We start from the raw sequence: 14,090 nt of genomic DNA on the forward strand, positions 1-14,090 counted from the left end.
CGCATCCTAGGATTACTTCGGATTGCGTTGCCGGCGAGTCCGTTTGGCGACCTGCCGACCCGCTCCCGGCGGCGCGGCCGCCGCCCTCAACCGCCGCCTGGCGTTGTCACGCGACCAGCCGGTGACCGCCACCACCTGATCCAGAATCTGCCCCTTGTCCGCCTTCGGCGCCCCCACATACGCCCTGGCGAACTTCGCGGTGATCTCGGCCCGAGACGACATCGACAGCCCACTTCCCATGCCTGCTGAGGATCGACCGTTTCGCGGGCATTTTTACGTGATCCACCGAGGACGCTTCACGGGCATTTCTCGTGATGCTTGCCGCTGGTGCCCGGCGGTGACGATATCCGGCCACTGCAGATCCTCGGGGCAACCGCGACGGACCTGGAAGCGGGTCTGACCGGCTGCGCTCCGATCGGCCACAGCCTGGCCGTCGGCGCCGCCGCCTTTGCCGCCGATGGGCGAGTGCGCGCGAAGGTAACCGAAGCCCTGCAGCGCCGGTGGACCGAAGTTGCGCTGTGGGGTCAGGGGTGGCCGCTGGGGGTCGATCGCGCGATCGAGCCGGTGCAACACGTGCTCAGTGCCGCGGCACTGGCGTTCAAGAGGGAGGCGCTAACGGCGGCCGGAATCCCTTACGGCTGTGTTGTTTCCGTCGAGCAGCTACTCGCCGACACGGCGTGGTCGGGCTAGCCGGGGAAGCGGTGAACCCGAGGAACCTGAGGGTCGATGAAAAAATATTACGGGCATACGCTGCTGTATCTGCACGAGACGATCAAGCTGGGATCCGGGCGAAGAGACCGCTTCACCGAAGTGTTTGTCCAAGTCTGTCAGCCGATGATGGAGGAGCTTGGCGCCCGGCTGTTCGCGATCTGGGAGTCCACCCCCTACAACGGGCACTGGCCAGAGGTGACGATCATCTGGGAGATAGATGGCTTCGCCGACTATTCCAGGATTGGTACCGCACAGGCCAAAGGCGGCAGCCAGGAGGCCGCGGCCGGGAAGTGGGCCGCATTCCTGGCGGACATTGGAGCGCGTGGCGAGGGGCGGATCATGTACCCGGGTCCGGCCAACAAGACCCTGGCACAGCTACGCTCATCCAATTTCACTGCCCCGCTGGTGATTCAAGAGATCATGCAAACCAAGCCCGGCCGCCAAGATGACTACATCCGAGAACTGGAGCGACTCTACGTGCCCTGGTCGGAGCGCCCGGGCAAACACTGGCTTGGCTCCTTCACCACGACGTTTCGCTACAACGAGGTCATCCACTACTGGGCGCTCGAAGGCGGCTGGGAGTGCTTTGCCAACCACTACCCGTCCTGGAAACAGAGCCCGCCCGCCGAGATCGTCACCTGGATGAGTGTGGCCCCGGCGCTGCGTGACAGCTGGGAAGACTCCATTCTGCAGTCCCTACCGCCTTCGCCGCTGCAGTGAACTTCAGCTACGACCCTTTCGACGCCCGGGTGATGGCCGACCCGTTGCCCTACTACCGCGTCCTGCGCGACCAACACCCGGTGTACTACCTGCCGCAATGGGATACCTTCGCGATCTCGCGCTTCGACGACATCTGGCGGGTACTGGAAGTCAACGACGGAACGTTCGTCGCGTCGGAGGGGACGTTGCCGGCTGCGTCGGTGCTGGCCCGGCACAATAGCGGCCTGGTGGACGACCCGCCGTGGCATCCGTTGCCGTTTCATGCGGTCTTCGACGCACCGTTGTACGGCGAGATCCGCCGCGCGCACTCCCCACCGCTTCGGCCCAAGTCCGTGGCCGGGCTCGAAGCCAGAATCCGCGAGCTAGCCAACGAACGACTCGACCGGCTGCTGTCGCAAGGCTCATTCGACCTCACCCAAGACTACGGCGGCGTGGTGGTGGCGAGCATCGTATGCGAACTACTGGGAATGCCAGCATCTTTGGCGCCGGAGGTGCTTGCAGCCGTCAATGCGGGCAGCCTCACCGAACCTGGCGTCGGCGTTGACACCGCCGAGGCTCGGCCCAACTATCTGGAGTTTCTGGTCCCGGTCGTGCGGCAGCGCCGGGCGGATCCGACCGGGGAGCTTCCGGTTGTTGACGGCCTGCTGCGCTACCGATTGCCCGACGGCAGTGCGCTCGACGACACCGAGGTTGCCACCCAGATGCTCTGCATCTTCATCGGGGGCACCGAGACCGTGCCCAAGATCGTGGCGCACGGGCTGTGGGAGCTCAGCCGGCGTCCCGACCAGTTGGCGGCGGTGCGCACCGACCCGCAGTCCAACGTGAACGTCGCGCGCGAGGAGATGATCCGCTATTTCGCCCCCGCACAATGGTTTGCCCGAACCGCACGCAAGCCGTTCACCATAGGCGACCAAACCATCGAGCCGGGCCAGCGCGTCATCACCCTGCTGGCTTCGGCCAACCGCGACGAGCGTGAGTACCCGGATCCCGACGAGTTCATCTGGGATCGGCCGATCCGGCGCTCCCTGGCGTTCGGCCGTGGTCAGCACTTCTGCATCGGGTATCACCTGGCCAGGCTCGAAATCTCAGTACTACTGCAGGAATGGTTTTGGCGGGTGCCCGAATTCCAGATCTGCGCAGCGCAGGCCACCCGATTGCCATCCAGCTTCCAGTGGGGATGGAACAAGATCCCGGTGGAGGTTTGACGTGTGGTCCTATCGAATCAATGCTCCTTACCTGTTCGAGCGCACCTCGATCGCCGACAAGACACCCGAGTGCCTGGCGGAAGGGCAAGTGCTGCTGCGGTTTCAGGCCGCCGGGGTGTGTGGCAGCGACCTGCCCGCCTTTCGCGGTGCCAGGGGACACCTGCCCGGAGATGACGGCCACAGCGCGGCGGCCAAGGACGGCTTCCCAATTCACGAAGTGGCCGGTGAAGTCATCGCCAGCAGGCATCGCGCCCACCACCAGGGCGACCGCGTGGTGGGCTGGGCATCGGGATTCGACGGCCTGATTCAGCGGGTCATCGCGGATGGGGACGGCTTGTCGCCCTATGCCCCGGGGCTGACTCCCGCCCAAGCGGTCGGCCTGCAGCCGCTGGCCTGTGTGCTGTACGCCTGCGCGCAACTACCGGATCTGGCGGGTCGGCACGTCGCCGTCATCGGACAGGGGTCGATCGGGCTGCTCTTCTCCTATGCCGCGAAAGCGGCGGGGGCCCGCCTGGTAACCGGGGTCGATCCCATCGACCGGGAAAACCTTTCGGCAACCTTCGGAGTCGACAACGCCGTCCGGGCGACCAGCGATCGCTGGGTGAGCCAGCTGGGCGCCGGCGATCGTGCCGACATCGTCATCGAAGCCGTTGGACATCAGGTCGCTACCCTGGGGCACGCCATCGACGCCGCGGCGCCGGGGGGCACCGTGTTCTATTTCGGCGTCGCCGACGACGACGCCTACCCGATCAGCATGCGCACCATGCTGCGCAACAACCTGACCCTGAAATCCGGTGTCACCCAGGATCGCCGGTGCATGCTCGAACTCGCCGGGAAGTTCGCCGCCGAGCACCCAGAACTGCTCAGCGGCTATCTCACGCACAATTTCGACGTCGAAGACGTGCAGGCGGCGTTCGAACTGGCGTGCCGGCCGGTGCCCGAACGGGTGAAGATCGCGATCACCGCATGAAGGTCGTCAGCAACCTCCAACAGCGGCTCGGCCGGGGCACGCCGCTCTGGGGCGGCTGGATCACCGGTCCAACGTGGCTGGGGTCGGAGGAATTTGCCAGGGCCGGCTACGATTACGTCGGTTTCGACACCCAGCACGGTTACCTTGACGACGCCGACGTTGCCGGCCTGCTCCGGCGACTCGAAGGTGTGCCCATCGCCACCGTGGTGCGGTTGCCGAATGCGGATCCGGCGCCGACAGGGCGGGTGCTCGATGCCGGCGCCGATGCCGTCATCATCGCGATGATCGAGTCGGCCGACCAGGCCGCCGCGGCGGTAGCCGCCACCCGCTATCCGCCGGCCGGGGTGCGCAGCTACGGCCCGCTGCGGGCAAGCCTGGGCACCGACCCCGCCGAGCTGCAATCCCGGGCGGGCGTCTATGCGATGGTCGAGACCGCCGCGGCGCTCTCGACCATCGATGACATCTGCGCGGTCGACGGTCTGGCCGGAATCTATGTCGGAACCGCGGATCTGGCTATTTCGCTGGGAACCGGCGTCGTCGGCGCCCTCGATCACCCAGCGGTCCGGCAGGCCGTCGTCGGAATCCACCGCGCGGCTTCGGCGGCGGGCCTACACACCGGCATCCACGCCGGCGCCGCAAAGGCGGGTAAAGCGATGGCGCAGCTGGGATTCGAGATGATCACCCTGGCGGCCGAGTCCCAAGCGCTGCGCCGGGGAGCCACGGAATACTTGAACGAGGCGACGGCGGGCACCCGATGACCGGCGGCGGGCGCGTCGCGCTGGTAACCGGAGCCGCCGGCGGGCAGGGGTGGGCGATTGTCCAACGACTTCGCGCCGAAGGCCACTCGGTGGCGGCATGCGATCTAGGCGCCGACCGACTCGATGCGCTGGTCGCCGAGTCGGGCGACGATGCCGTGATTTCCCTGGCCCTGGATGTGACCGATGAAGCGCAATGGCAGGAGGCCGTCGAGCGCGCCGTCACCCGATTCGGGGCGTTGACCGCACTGATCAACAATGCCGGCGTGCTGCACCGTGCGGCGCTGGTCGATGAGACGACCGCCGGCTTCGAAAGTGCTTGGCGGGTCAACTGTCTGGGGGCCTTCCTTGGCATGCGGGCGGCGCTCGGCGCGCTGAGCGCCGCCGAAAGCACGGTGATTGTCAACATCTGCAGCACCGGGGCGATCCGGCCATTCCCGCACCACTGCGCCTACGGTGCGGCCAAGTGGGCATTAAGGGGCCTGACCCAAACCGCTGCGGCCGAATTGGCGCCCGCCGGCATCCGGGTCAACGCGGTGTTCCCGGGGCCGATCGCGACGTCCATGCTCGATGAGCCGACTCAGGCTCGGCTGGCGGCGGTTTCGATGTTCGGCCGGCTGGGCCGGCCCGCCGAAGTCGCCGATGCGGTGGCGTTCTTGGTCTCCGAGAACTCATCATTCATCACGGGATCCGAACTCGTGGTCGACGGCGGACAGTGCCTGCAGGTCCGATGACCAGCCCGCTATCGGTCGGCATCATCGGCGCGGGCCCCGGCGGGCTGGCGTTGAGAATTCTGCTGAAAAACAGTCGTTTTGAGAACTTCACCATCTTCGACCGAGAATCCGACGTCGGCGGCACCTGGCAGATCAACACCTATCCGGGACTGGCCTGCGACGTGAAGTCGCACCTGTACTCGTACTCGTTCGACCTCAATCCGGGCTGGTCACGGCTGTGGTCCGGAGAGCCCGAGATATTGGCATACTTTCAGCGCTGCGCCGATCGGTACGGGCTGCGACCCCATCTGCGGCTAGGCACCGAAATACGATCCGCACGTTGGGAAAGCCAGACCCGGCAGTGGACCCTGAGCACCGCGGACGGTGAACAGCACCAATTCAGTGTCGTGGTATCGGCCGTCGGCATCTTCAGCCGGCCGGCCTATCCGGATCTCGTTGAGCAGCAGCGCTTCACCGCAACCGTGATGCACTCGTCGCGGTGGGATCACTCGGTGCCGCTCGCGGGCGCCCGAATCGCGGTGCTGGGCACCGGTTCGACCGCGGCGCAGCTGGTGCCGGAGTTGGCCAAGGTCGCGGATCGGGTGTACTCGGTACAACGATCGCCGACCTGGATATTGCCCAAGCCGGATCGGCCCTACTCCCGCTGGGAACGCTGGGTCTTCGCCCACGTTCCGTTTGCCGCGCGGCTATACCGGACCCGGCTGTGGCTCCGCAGCGAGTCGATTATCTCCGTGATCGAGCACGGTAGCCCGAAGACCAAAGAGTTCACGGAGCTGGCGTTGCGGTTGCTCGAAAACACGGTCAGCGAACCGCAATTGCGTCGCCAACTCACCCCGGACCATCCGATGGGCTGCAAGCGCCTGGTGTTCTCATCGGAGTTTCTGACCGCCCTGACCCGCCCGAATGTTGAGCTGGTGGCCAGCCCGGCCCGCTACCTGAGGAAACGATCGTTGGTCACCGCGGACGGCGCCGAATACGACGTCGACGTCGTGGTGTGCGCCACCGGCTACGGCGCGGCCGACTATCTGGGTCAGCTGGAAGTCCTCGGAGAGGACGGTGCTGGGCTGCATGAAGTCTGGCGGGACGGGGCGCACGCTTATCTGGGGATGGCCGTGCCCGGCTTTCCCAACTTCTTCATGCTCTACGGACCCAATACGAATGTCGGCTCCAACAGCGTGATCTTCATGCTCGAAGCCCAGGCCCGCTACATTGTGGCGGCGCTGGCCCATCTGCGGCGCAAATCCAAGACCTACATCGCGGTGCGTCCGGGGGTGCTGGCCGAATTCATGGCCAAGGTCGACCGGTGGATGACAGGGACGGTCTGGACCACCGAGTGCAGCAACTACTTTCGTGCGCCCCACGGGCGTGTGGTCACGCAATGGCCGCGCAGCGCGCGTAGCTTTTGGGGGATGACGCGCCGCTTCAAACCCGCAGACTTCAGCTTCCAGCCCGCTGCCGTGTCCGGCGCGGACGGTGGCGACCGCAACGCGGGGCAACGGTGACCCAACCCGAGGCCGTCGATCGGCTGGACCCCGTGCTGCGCGCCGTCGCGACGGCGCGAATCGACTTCACCGCGGAGTCGATCCTGACGATCCGCGAGTCGATGAACCAGCGCCGCCGGGAGGCGGCCGCGACCGAGACGGCCGCCGCCGGGGTAGCGGTGGCCGACGATGTTGCCACCGGGGAGGCCGGCAGGCCGGTGCCGGTCCGCATCTACCGGGCTGCCCCGACGCCGGCGCCGGTAGTCGTCTACTGCCACGCGGGTGGCTTCGCCTTGGGAAATCTCGACACCGACCACCGGCAGTGCCTGGAGCTGGCCCGTCGTGCCCGCTGTGCGGTGGTTTCGGTCGACTACCGGCTGGCGCCCGAACACCCCTACCCGGCGGCATTGCACGACGCGATCGAGGTGCTGACGTGGGTGGTTGGCAACGCGACACGGTTGGGATTCGACGCGCGGCGGCTGGCGGTGGCCGGTAGCAGCGCCGGCGCCACCCTGGCCGCCGGCCTGGCGAACGGCGCCGCCGACGGGTCGCTGCCACCGGTCATCTTCCAGCTGCTGCACCAGCCGGTGCTCGACGATCGCCCCACCGCATCCCGGTCGGAGTTCCGCGCCACCCCGGCCTTCGATGGTGAGGCGGCGAGTCTCATGTGGCGTCATTACCTGGCCGGGCAGACGCCTTCACCGGAGTCGGTCCCCGGCCGGCGCGGTCAATTGGCAGGCCTGCCAGCGACGTTGATCACCTGCGGCGAGATCGATCCGTTTCGCGACGAAGTGCTCGACTACGCGCAGCGGCTGCTGGGGGCCGGGGTTTCCACCGAACTGCACATCTTCCCGCGCGCCTGCCACGGGTTCGATTCGCTAATACCGGAATGGACGACGTCGCAGCGGCTGTTCGCGATGCAGGGCCATGCCCTGGCGGACGCGTTCTACCCGGATTAGTGGGTCAGAAGACGATGATTTGACGCACGGCGGTGCCGTCGGCCAGGTGGTCCATCGCCTCATTGAGGTCGTCCAGCCGAATCGTCGCGGACACCAGCGATTCCACCGGCAGGCGTCCGGATTGCCACAACGACACGAACCGCGGGATGTCGCGGCTGGGGACCGCCGAGCCCAGGTAGCTACCGATGAGTGAGCGCCCCTCGGCGACGAAGCCCAACGGTGCGACGCTGATCCGCGCATCCGGCGGGGGCAGGCCGACGGTGACGGTGCGGCCGCCGGGTGCAGTCAGCCCGATCGCGGTCTCCAGCGCCGCCGGGTGCCCGGCCGCCTCGATCACCACGTCGGCTTTCACGCCGGCGGCAGCGGCCTGCTGTGGGGTATAGGTGGCGCTGGCCCCGAGGGCTTTTGCGGCCGAGAGTTTTTCGGGCAATTGGTCGACGCCGATTACCGCGACGCCGTCCCGAGTCAAGGCGGTGAGCACCGCGGCCATCCCGACCCCCCCGAGCCCGACGACGGCGACCGACTGCCCGGCGACCGGCTTGCCGACATTGAGCACCGCGCCTCCGCCGGTCAACACCGCGCATCCCAGCAGTGCGGCCACCTGCGGGGGCACCTCGTCGGGCACCGCAACCGCGCTGGCCCGATTCACCACGGCATGTGTCGCGAAACCCGAGACGCCGAGGTGGTGGTAGATGGGTTGCCCAGAACGGCTGATCCGGATGCCGCCACCGAGCAAGGTTCCGGCGGCGTTGGTCGCGCTGCCCGGTGTGCAGGGGGTGATGCCCTCGGTGGCGCAGGACGGGCAGTGGCCGCAGCGCGGCAGGAACACCAGCACCACCCGCTGGCCGACGGCCAGATCGTCGACCCGGTCGCCGACCCGCTCGACGATTCCGGCGGCCTCATGGCCCAGCAGCATCGGCACCGGCCGCACCCGATTGCCGTCGACCACCGACAGGTCGGAGTGGCACACGCCTGCGGCCTCGATGCGGACCAGCACCTCGTCGTCGCCCGACGGATCGAGATCGAGATCGACGACGCTGATGGGACGAGATTGGGCGTACGGCCGGGGCGAACCGATTCGCTCCAGGACCGCACCCCGGATATGAATCATGTTGGAATACAACCATGGCTGAAGTCCCAGTTCCATCGGTGCCTGCGGGGCCGTCCCCGGACGAGCTGTCCAGCGGTGATTTTCCGGTGCTCTGGCCGGTGCTCACCCGCTGGGCCGACAACGACATGTTCGGCCACCTCAACAACGCCGTCTACTACCAGCTGTTCGACACGGCCATCAACGCCTGGATCAACACCCGCACCGGCCTTGACCCGCTCGCCACCGCCGCGCTGGGCATCGTCGCGGAGTCGGGCTGTCGCTACTTCTCCGAACTGCATTTCCCGCAAGAGCTCGTGGTGGGTCTGGCGGTGACGCGGCTGGGCCGCAGCAGCGTCACCTACCGCCTTGCGGTGTTCAACGCCAGTCCCGAGGCCGGGGAGGGACCGGCTGGGCCGGGGCCGATCGCCGCGCTGGGGCACTGGGTGCACGTCTACGTTGACCGCGTCAGCCGCAAACCCGTTCCGATCCCCGAGACCATCCGCACATTGCTGGCCACCGCGTGCGTGAATTAGGTACCGGCACACCCTAATCACCGGCCTGGCTGCACGCCCGGTGCCTGCCGAGTGCCCAGGTATGCTTCGCCAATGCCAGTTTTGAGCAAGACCGTCGAAGTCAGCGCCGACGCCGGATCGATCATGGGGATCGTCGCAGATATCGAGCGGTACCCCGAATGGAACGAAGGGGTCAAAGGGGCCTGGGTGCTGGCTCGCTACGACGACGGCCGTCCCAGCCAGGTGCGGCTTGACGCCTCGGTTCAAGGCTTCGAGGGCGTCTACATCCACGCCGTGTACTACCCGGGCGAGAATCAGATTCAAACCGTCATGCAGCAGGGCGATTTGTTCCTCAAGCAGGAGCAGTTGTTCAGCGTGGTGGAAGCCGGTGCCGCCAGTTTGCTGACGGTGGACATTGACGTCGAGCCCAGCATGCCGGTGCCGCCGCCGATGGTGAAGCTGCTACTCAACAATGTGCTCGAGCAACTCGCCGCAAATCTCAAATTGCGTGCCGAACAATTGACCGCCGGCTAGAAAATTCGGCGGAATTCTACGGGGTCAGTTGAAGATTCCGTTGGTCTCCAGCATTTGCGTCAGCCGGTGCGCGGCATCGGTGAATTGCCAGACACTGAGCTCGATCACCGCCGCGGTATCGCGGCGCCGCAATGCCGCGATCAATTGCCGATGATTGTCCACCGCTGCGGCACCCCATTGCGGGTCGCTGGCGTAGAGCTGCGCGGGCATGTAGCGCGCGGCATTGAGCAGAAACCAGGCCAACTTGATCCGCCCGCTGGATTGGTTGAGGACGCGGTGGAACGCGAATTCCAGCGCGGCGATCGCCTCGGTATCGCCGGCCCCGACCGCCGCGGTGAGCGCATCGTTGATGTGCTCGAGTTCCCCGATGTCGATTTCACTGATTCGTTCGGTGGCGGTGACCGCAAGTTCGCGGGCGATGGTGGCCTGCAACCAGAAGATGTCGTCGATGTCCTGGCGGGTCAGCGGCAACACCACATGACCACGGTGCGGCTCCAGCTGCACCATGCCCTCACCGCGCAGCTTCAGTAGGGCTTCGCGAACCGGGGTGATGCTCACCCCGAGTTCGGCCGCGGTCTCATCGAGGCGGATGAACGTTCCCGGTCGCAAGGTTCCGGACATGATGGCCGCTCTCAGATGGCCGGCGACTTCGTCGGACAACTGCGCGCGGCGTAGTGGCCGCCGGCTTTTGCGACGCGCGGACAGCGGTATGTTTATACGGCCTGCCAGGTCTTTCCGGAGCGTGGCGGGGCTTTGCGTGGTCTTGTCTCGGGTCTTGTTTGGGGCCGCCGGGCACATTAATGTGACCCAGGCAACACCATGTTTTATCAAATATGAGTCTGACGCAAGCGGTGCGCAAGTGAAGGGACTGCATAGTTGACCGCGGAACTGGCCAGCCACCTGCCGCAGGCCGCTCACGCCCTGGAGCAGCCTTATTTGGCTCGCCGGCAGAACTGGGTCAACCAACTCGAGCGGCATGCCATGATGCAGCCGCGGGCCACCGCGATCAGGTACCTCGGTCACACCGTGACGTGGGCTGACCTGCGATATCGGGTTGCCGCGCTGGCCGGTTCCCTAAGCCGCCGAGGGGTCGGCTTCGGGGACCGGGTGATGATCCTGATGCTCAACCGCACCGAGTTCGTCGAGTCTGTTCTGGCCGCCAACATGCTGGGTGCCATCGCGGTTCCGCTGAATTTCCGGCTCACGCCGTCCGAAATTGCGTTCCTGGTGGAGGACTGCGCACCGCGTCTGGTCATCACCGAAGAAGTGCTGGCCCAGGTCGCCGTGGGCGTCCGCGAGATCGCTCCCGCGCTGAGCACGATCGTGGTAGCCGGCGGCGCATCCGATCCCACCGTGGTGGGCTACGACGAGCTCATCAGTGAGACCGGGGACCCACCCGAACCGGTCGACATCCCCAATGACTCGCCGGCGCTGATCATGTATACCTCCGGCACCATCGGCCGGCCCAAGGGCGCGGTGCTGACACACACTAACCTCACCGGCCAGGTGATGACGGCGCTCTACACCGGCGGCGCCAATATCAACAGCGACGTGGGTTTCATCGGCGTACCGTTTTTCCACATCGCCGGGATCGGCAACATGCTCAGCGGAATGCTGCTCGGCGTCCCCACCGTGATCTACCCACTGGGCGCGTTCAGCCCCGGCCAGCTGCTCGACGTGCTGGAGGCCGAACGGGTCAGCGGCATCTTTCTGGTGCCCGCCCAGTGGCAGGCCGTCTGCGCCGAACAACAAGCCCGGCCACGTGAACTGAGCTTGCGGGTGATGTCGTGGGGGGCCGCACCGGCACCGGATGCGTTGCTGCGTCAGATGTCAGAGGTTTTCCCGGGAACGCAGATCATGGCGGCGTTCGGTCAGACCGAGATGTCTCCGGTCACCTGCATGCTGCTCGGCGAAGATGCGATCCGAAAGCGAGGTTCGGTCGGCAAAGTGATCCCGACCGTCTCCGCTCGCGTCGTCGACGACGAGATGAACGACGTGCCCATCGGTCAGGTCGGCGAAATCGTTTACCGGGCACCAACACTGATGAGCGGATACTGGAACAATCCGGAAGCGACCGCAGAAGCGTTCGCCGGCGGTTGGTTTCATTCCGGGGATCTGGTCCGGATGGACGAGGATGGCTACGTCTGGGTGGTGGACCGCAAGAAGGACATGATCATCTCCGGCGGAGAGAACGTTTACGGCGCCGAAGTGGAGAACGTGCTTGCCAGTCACCCCAGCATCGTCGAGGTCGCGGTGATCGGCCGAGCCGACGAAAAGTGGGGCGAGGTACCGATAGCGGTCGCGGCTGTAACGAAAGACCACCTTCGCATCGAAGACTTAGGTGAGTACCTGACCGAGCGGCTTGCGCGTTACAAGCACCCGAAGGCGCTCGAGGTTGTAGACGCACTACCGCGAAACCCTTCCGGGAAGGTACTCAAAACTGAATTGCGTTTGCGCTACGGAGTGGGCTCATACTGTGAAAGCCGTTCTTTGTCAAGGTCATTTCAATCTAGAGAGGGAAGCTAAGAAGGTCGAAAATGTTCGCTGGTTGCAGACGATGTGTTAATTGTGTGGATGCGGTTCACACGTAGACAGGCATCAGGTACATTCCTGTGGTCTCGGTTACTGCCTGCCGGTAGTGAGCCGTCGGTCACACACCTAGGGACGGGGCAAGGAGGAGGCGTGCGACGAGATCGGCCGTGTAGCCGCGATCCGCGTGCTCCTATCGGGAAGGGGCAACGGTGACGACGTCTTCTGGCCCCCACCTGATGGGCTACCTTCGCGACCAGCTAGAGACACCGCTGACGATGGTCGGCGGGTTCTTCCGGATGTGTGTGCTGACCGGAAAGGCGCTATTCCGTAGGCCGTTCCAGTGGCGGGAACTCATTCTGCAGTGCTGGTTCGTCATGCGGGTGGCGCTGCTGCCGACCATCATGGTCTCCATCCCGCTGACGGTGCTGCTCATCTTCACGTTGAACGTCTTGCTCGCCCAGTTCGGTGCGGCCGACATCTCCGGCGCCGGTGCCGCGATCGGTGCGGTCACCCAGCTCGGCCCGCTGACCACCGTGCTGGTGGTGGCCGGTGCCGGCTCGACGGCCATCTGCGCCGATCTGGGAGCTCGCACCATCCGTGAAGAGATCGACGCGATGGAAGTGCTGGGCATCGACCCCATCCACCGACTGGTGGTGCCGCGCGTCATCGCCGCGACCTTCGTCGCCACCCTGCTCAACGCCCTGGTGATCACCGTTGGCCTGGTCGGTGGTTACCTGTTCGGTGTCTACCTGCAGAACATCAACGGAGGCGCCTACCTGGCCACGCTGACCACCATCACCGGCATGCCCGAGGTGACGATCGCGATGGTCAAGGCGGCGACGTTCGGCCTGATCGCCGGGCTGGTCGGGTGCTACCGCGGGCTGACGGTGCGCGGCGGTTCCAAGGGTCTGGGTACCGCCGTCAACGAGACAGTTGTGTTGTGCGTGGTCGCGCTCTACGCGGTCAACGTCATCTTGACCACGATCGGCGTGCGATTCGGGACGGGGCACTGACATGTCGACAGCCGCAGTACTGCGGGCCCGCTTCCCGAGGGCGATTGCGAACTTCAATCGCTACGCCGGCTCGGTCACCCGGGGACTCGATGAATCGGGGCGCCTGGGGTGGTTCATTCTGACCAGCCTCGGGCAGTCGGGTCACGCGCTGCGTTACTACCGCAAAGAGATTCTGCGGCTGATCGCCCAGATCGGCATGGGTACCGGCGCGATGGCTGTCGTCGGCGGTACCGCCGCGATCGTCGGCTTCGTGACGCTCTCCGGTAGCTCGCTGATCGCCATCCAGGGTTTTGCGTCCCTGGGAAACATTGGTGTGGAGGCGTTCACAGGGTTCTTCTCCGCACTGGTCAACGTGCGTATCGCCGGTCCCGTGGTGACCGGGGTCGCGCTGGCGGCCACCGTCGGCGCCGGCGCGACGGCCGAGCTGGGAGCCATGCGGATCAGCGAGGAGATCGATGCCCTGGAGGTGATGGGCATCAAGTCCATTTCCTACCTGGCGTCCACTCGCATCATGGCCGGCCTGGTGGTGATCATCCCGCTGTATGCGTTGGCGATGATCATGTCGTTCTTCTCCCCGCAGATGGTCACGACGGTGCTCTACGGACAGTCGTCGGGCACCTACGAGCACTACTTCCGGACGTTCCTGCGTCCCGACGACGTCTTCTGGTCATTCTTGGAGGCCATCATCATCGCGGCGATCGTCATGGTCACGCACTGCTACTACGGCTACAACGCCGGCGGTGGACCGGTGGGTGTGGGCGAGGCGGTGGGGCGCTCGATGCGTTTCTCCCTGGTCTCGGTCAATGTTGTTGTTTTGTGTGCCGCGTTGGCGCTCTACGGCGTCAACCCCAACTTCGCACTGACGGTGTAGCGC

Annotated in this window: 16 protein-coding genes; 13 read left to right on the top strand and 3 right to left on the bottom strand. The window is 65.7% G+C overall.

The window, feature by feature from the left end; all coding sequences use genetic code 11:
- Window positions 1-12: 12 nt before the first annotated feature.
- Window positions 13-222, bottom strand: coding sequence for a hypothetical protein (locus G6N41_RS07915; protein WP_198968096.1), 210 nt, complete (start codon window positions 220-222; stop codon window positions 13-15).
- 105 nt (window positions 223-327) lie between these two features.
- On the opposite strand from G6N41_RS07915, the gene G6N41_RS07920 reads away from it, so the two are divergent.
- Genes G6N41_RS07920 through G6N41_RS07955 form a run of 8 tightly spaced genes read left to right on the top strand, consistent with a single transcriptional unit; the run spans window position 328 to window position 7,535 of the window.
- The gene (locus tag G6N41_RS07920) at window positions 328-690 is read left to right on the top strand and encodes a hypothetical protein (RefSeq protein WP_231608878.1); all 363 of its coding nucleotides are present in this window, start codon (window positions 328-330) and stop codon (window positions 688-690) included.
- A gap of 36 nt (window positions 691-726) precedes the next feature.
- Window positions 727-1,431, top strand: coding sequence for an NIPSNAP family protein (locus tag G6N41_RS07925; protein WP_198967052.1), 705 nt, complete (start codon window positions 727-729; stop codon window positions 1,429-1,431).
- Window positions 1,428-2,636: a cytochrome P450 gene (locus G6N41_RS07930; RefSeq protein WP_198967053.1), complete on the top strand. Its 1,209-nt coding sequence runs from the start codon at window positions 1,428-1,430 to the stop codon at window positions 2,634-2,636. The genes G6N41_RS07925 and G6N41_RS07930 overlap by 4 nt, the downstream gene beginning before the upstream one ends.
- A 1-nt stretch (window position 2,637) precedes the next feature.
- Entirely contained in the window at window positions 2,638-3,606 is a 969-nt protein-coding gene (locus G6N41_RS07935) for a zinc-binding dehydrogenase (RefSeq protein WP_198967054.1), read from the top strand.
- Window positions 3,603-4,364, top strand: coding sequence for an HpcH/HpaI aldolase family protein (locus G6N41_RS07940; protein ID WP_198967055.1), 762 nt, complete (start codon window positions 3,603-3,605; stop codon window positions 4,362-4,364). Before G6N41_RS07935 ends, G6N41_RS07940 begins: the two co-directional genes overlap by 4 nt.
- Window positions 4,361-5,095 (top strand): SDR family NAD(P)-dependent oxidoreductase, encoded by a 735-nt coding sequence (locus G6N41_RS07945; RefSeq protein WP_198967056.1) that lies wholly within the window; start codon window positions 4,361-4,363, stop codon window positions 5,093-5,095. The genes G6N41_RS07940 and G6N41_RS07945 overlap by 4 nt, the downstream gene beginning before the upstream one ends.
- A complete protein-coding gene (locus tag G6N41_RS07950; RefSeq protein ID WP_198967057.1) occupies window positions 5,092-6,597 on the top strand; it encodes a flavin-containing monooxygenase in 1,506 nt (501 codons plus the stop codon). Before G6N41_RS07945 ends, G6N41_RS07950 begins: the two co-directional genes overlap by 4 nt.
- Window positions 6,594-7,535, top strand: coding sequence for an alpha/beta hydrolase (locus G6N41_RS07955; protein ID WP_198967058.1), 942 nt, complete (start codon window positions 6,594-6,596; stop codon window positions 7,533-7,535). Before G6N41_RS07950 ends, G6N41_RS07955 begins: the two co-directional genes overlap by 4 nt.
- A gap of 4 nt (window positions 7,536-7,539) precedes the next feature.
- On the opposite strand, the gene G6N41_RS07960 is transcribed toward G6N41_RS07955, so the two are convergent.
- Window positions 7,540-8,646, bottom strand: a complete 1,107-nt coding sequence (locus G6N41_RS07960) for an alcohol dehydrogenase catalytic domain-containing protein (protein WP_198967059.1) — start codon at window positions 8,644-8,646, stop codon at window positions 7,540-7,542.
- 38 nt (window positions 8,647-8,684) lie between these two features.
- Here G6N41_RS07960 and G6N41_RS07965 point away from each other — a divergent pair, with 38 nt between their 5' ends.
- Window positions 8,685-9,158: an acyl-CoA thioesterase gene (locus G6N41_RS07965; RefSeq protein ID WP_198967774.1), complete on the top strand. Its 474-nt coding sequence runs from the start codon at window positions 8,685-8,687 to the stop codon at window positions 9,156-9,158.
- 72 nt (window positions 9,159-9,230) lie between these two features.
- Window positions 9,231-9,671, top strand: coding sequence for an SRPBCC family protein (locus G6N41_RS07970; RefSeq protein WP_015354174.1), 441 nt, complete (start codon window positions 9,231-9,233; stop codon window positions 9,669-9,671).
- 24 nt (window positions 9,672-9,695) lie between these two features.
- On the opposite strand, the gene G6N41_RS07975 is transcribed toward G6N41_RS07970, so the two are convergent.
- A complete protein-coding gene (locus G6N41_RS07975; protein WP_020731467.1) occupies window positions 9,696-10,388 on the bottom strand; it encodes a GntR family transcriptional regulator in 693 nt (230 codons plus the stop codon).
- 159 nt (window positions 10,389-10,547) lie between these two features.
- Here G6N41_RS07975 and fadD5 point away from each other — a divergent pair, with 159 nt between their 5' ends.
- From fadD5 to G6N41_RS07990, 3 genes are all read left to right on the top strand, one after another.
- Complete coding sequence (gene fadD5 / locus G6N41_RS07980; protein WP_198967060.1) at window positions 10,548-12,197, top strand: fatty-acid--CoA ligase FadD5; 1,650 nt, start codon at window positions 10,548-10,550, stop codon at window positions 12,195-12,197.
- Between the two features lie 242 nt (window positions 12,198-12,439).
- Complete coding sequence (locus tag G6N41_RS07985) at window positions 12,440-13,216, top strand: MlaE family ABC transporter permease (RefSeq protein ID WP_015354177.1); 777 nt, start codon at window positions 12,440-12,442, stop codon at window positions 13,214-13,216.
- Window position 13,217: 1 nt separating this feature from the next.
- Window positions 13,218-14,087, top strand: coding sequence for an MlaE family ABC transporter permease (locus G6N41_RS07990; protein ID WP_198967061.1), 870 nt, complete (start codon window positions 13,218-13,220; stop codon window positions 14,085-14,087).
- The last annotated feature ends 3 nt before the right edge of the window (window positions 14,088-14,090 follow it).

It is taken from the genome of Mycobacterium shottsii, assembly GCF_010728525.1.
GTDB lineage: Bacteria > Actinomycetota > Actinomycetes > Mycobacteriales > Mycobacteriaceae > Mycobacterium > Mycobacterium marinum.

Excerpts from the sequence above, each read along its gene's own strand:
- G6N41_RS07915 (WP_198968096.1), bottom strand. The coding sequence starts at position 222 with ATGTCGTCTCGGGCCGAGATCACCGCGAAGTTCGCCAGGGCGTATGTG.
- G6N41_RS07925 (WP_198967052.1), top strand. The coding sequence starts at position 727 with ATGAAAAAATATTACGGGCATACGCTGCTGTATCTGCACGAGACGATC.
- G6N41_RS07940 (WP_198967055.1), top strand. The coding sequence starts at position 3,603 with ATGAAGGTCGTCAGCAACCTCCAACAGCGGCTCGGCCGGGGCACGCCG.
- G6N41_RS07945 (WP_198967056.1), top strand. The coding sequence starts at position 4,361 with ATGACCGGCGGCGGGCGCGTCGCGCTGGTAACCGGAGCCGCCGGCGGG.
- G6N41_RS07950 (WP_198967057.1), top strand. The coding sequence starts at position 5,092 with ATGACCAGCCCGCTATCGGTCGGCATCATCGGCGCGGGCCCCGGCGGG.
- G6N41_RS07960 (WP_198967059.1), bottom strand. The coding sequence starts at position 8,646 with ATGATTCATATCCGGGGTGCGGTCCTGGAGCGAATCGGTTCGCCCCGG.
- G6N41_RS07970 (WP_015354174.1), top strand. The coding sequence starts at position 9,231 with ATGCCAGTTTTGAGCAAGACCGTCGAAGTCAGCGCCGACGCCGGATCG.
- G6N41_RS07985 (WP_015354177.1), top strand. The coding sequence starts at position 12,440 with ATGGGCTACCTTCGCGACCAGCTAGAGACACCGCTGACGATGGTCGGC.
- G6N41_RS07990 (WP_198967061.1), top strand. The coding sequence starts at position 13,218 with ATGTCGACAGCCGCAGTACTGCGGGCCCGCTTCCCGAGGGCGATTGCG.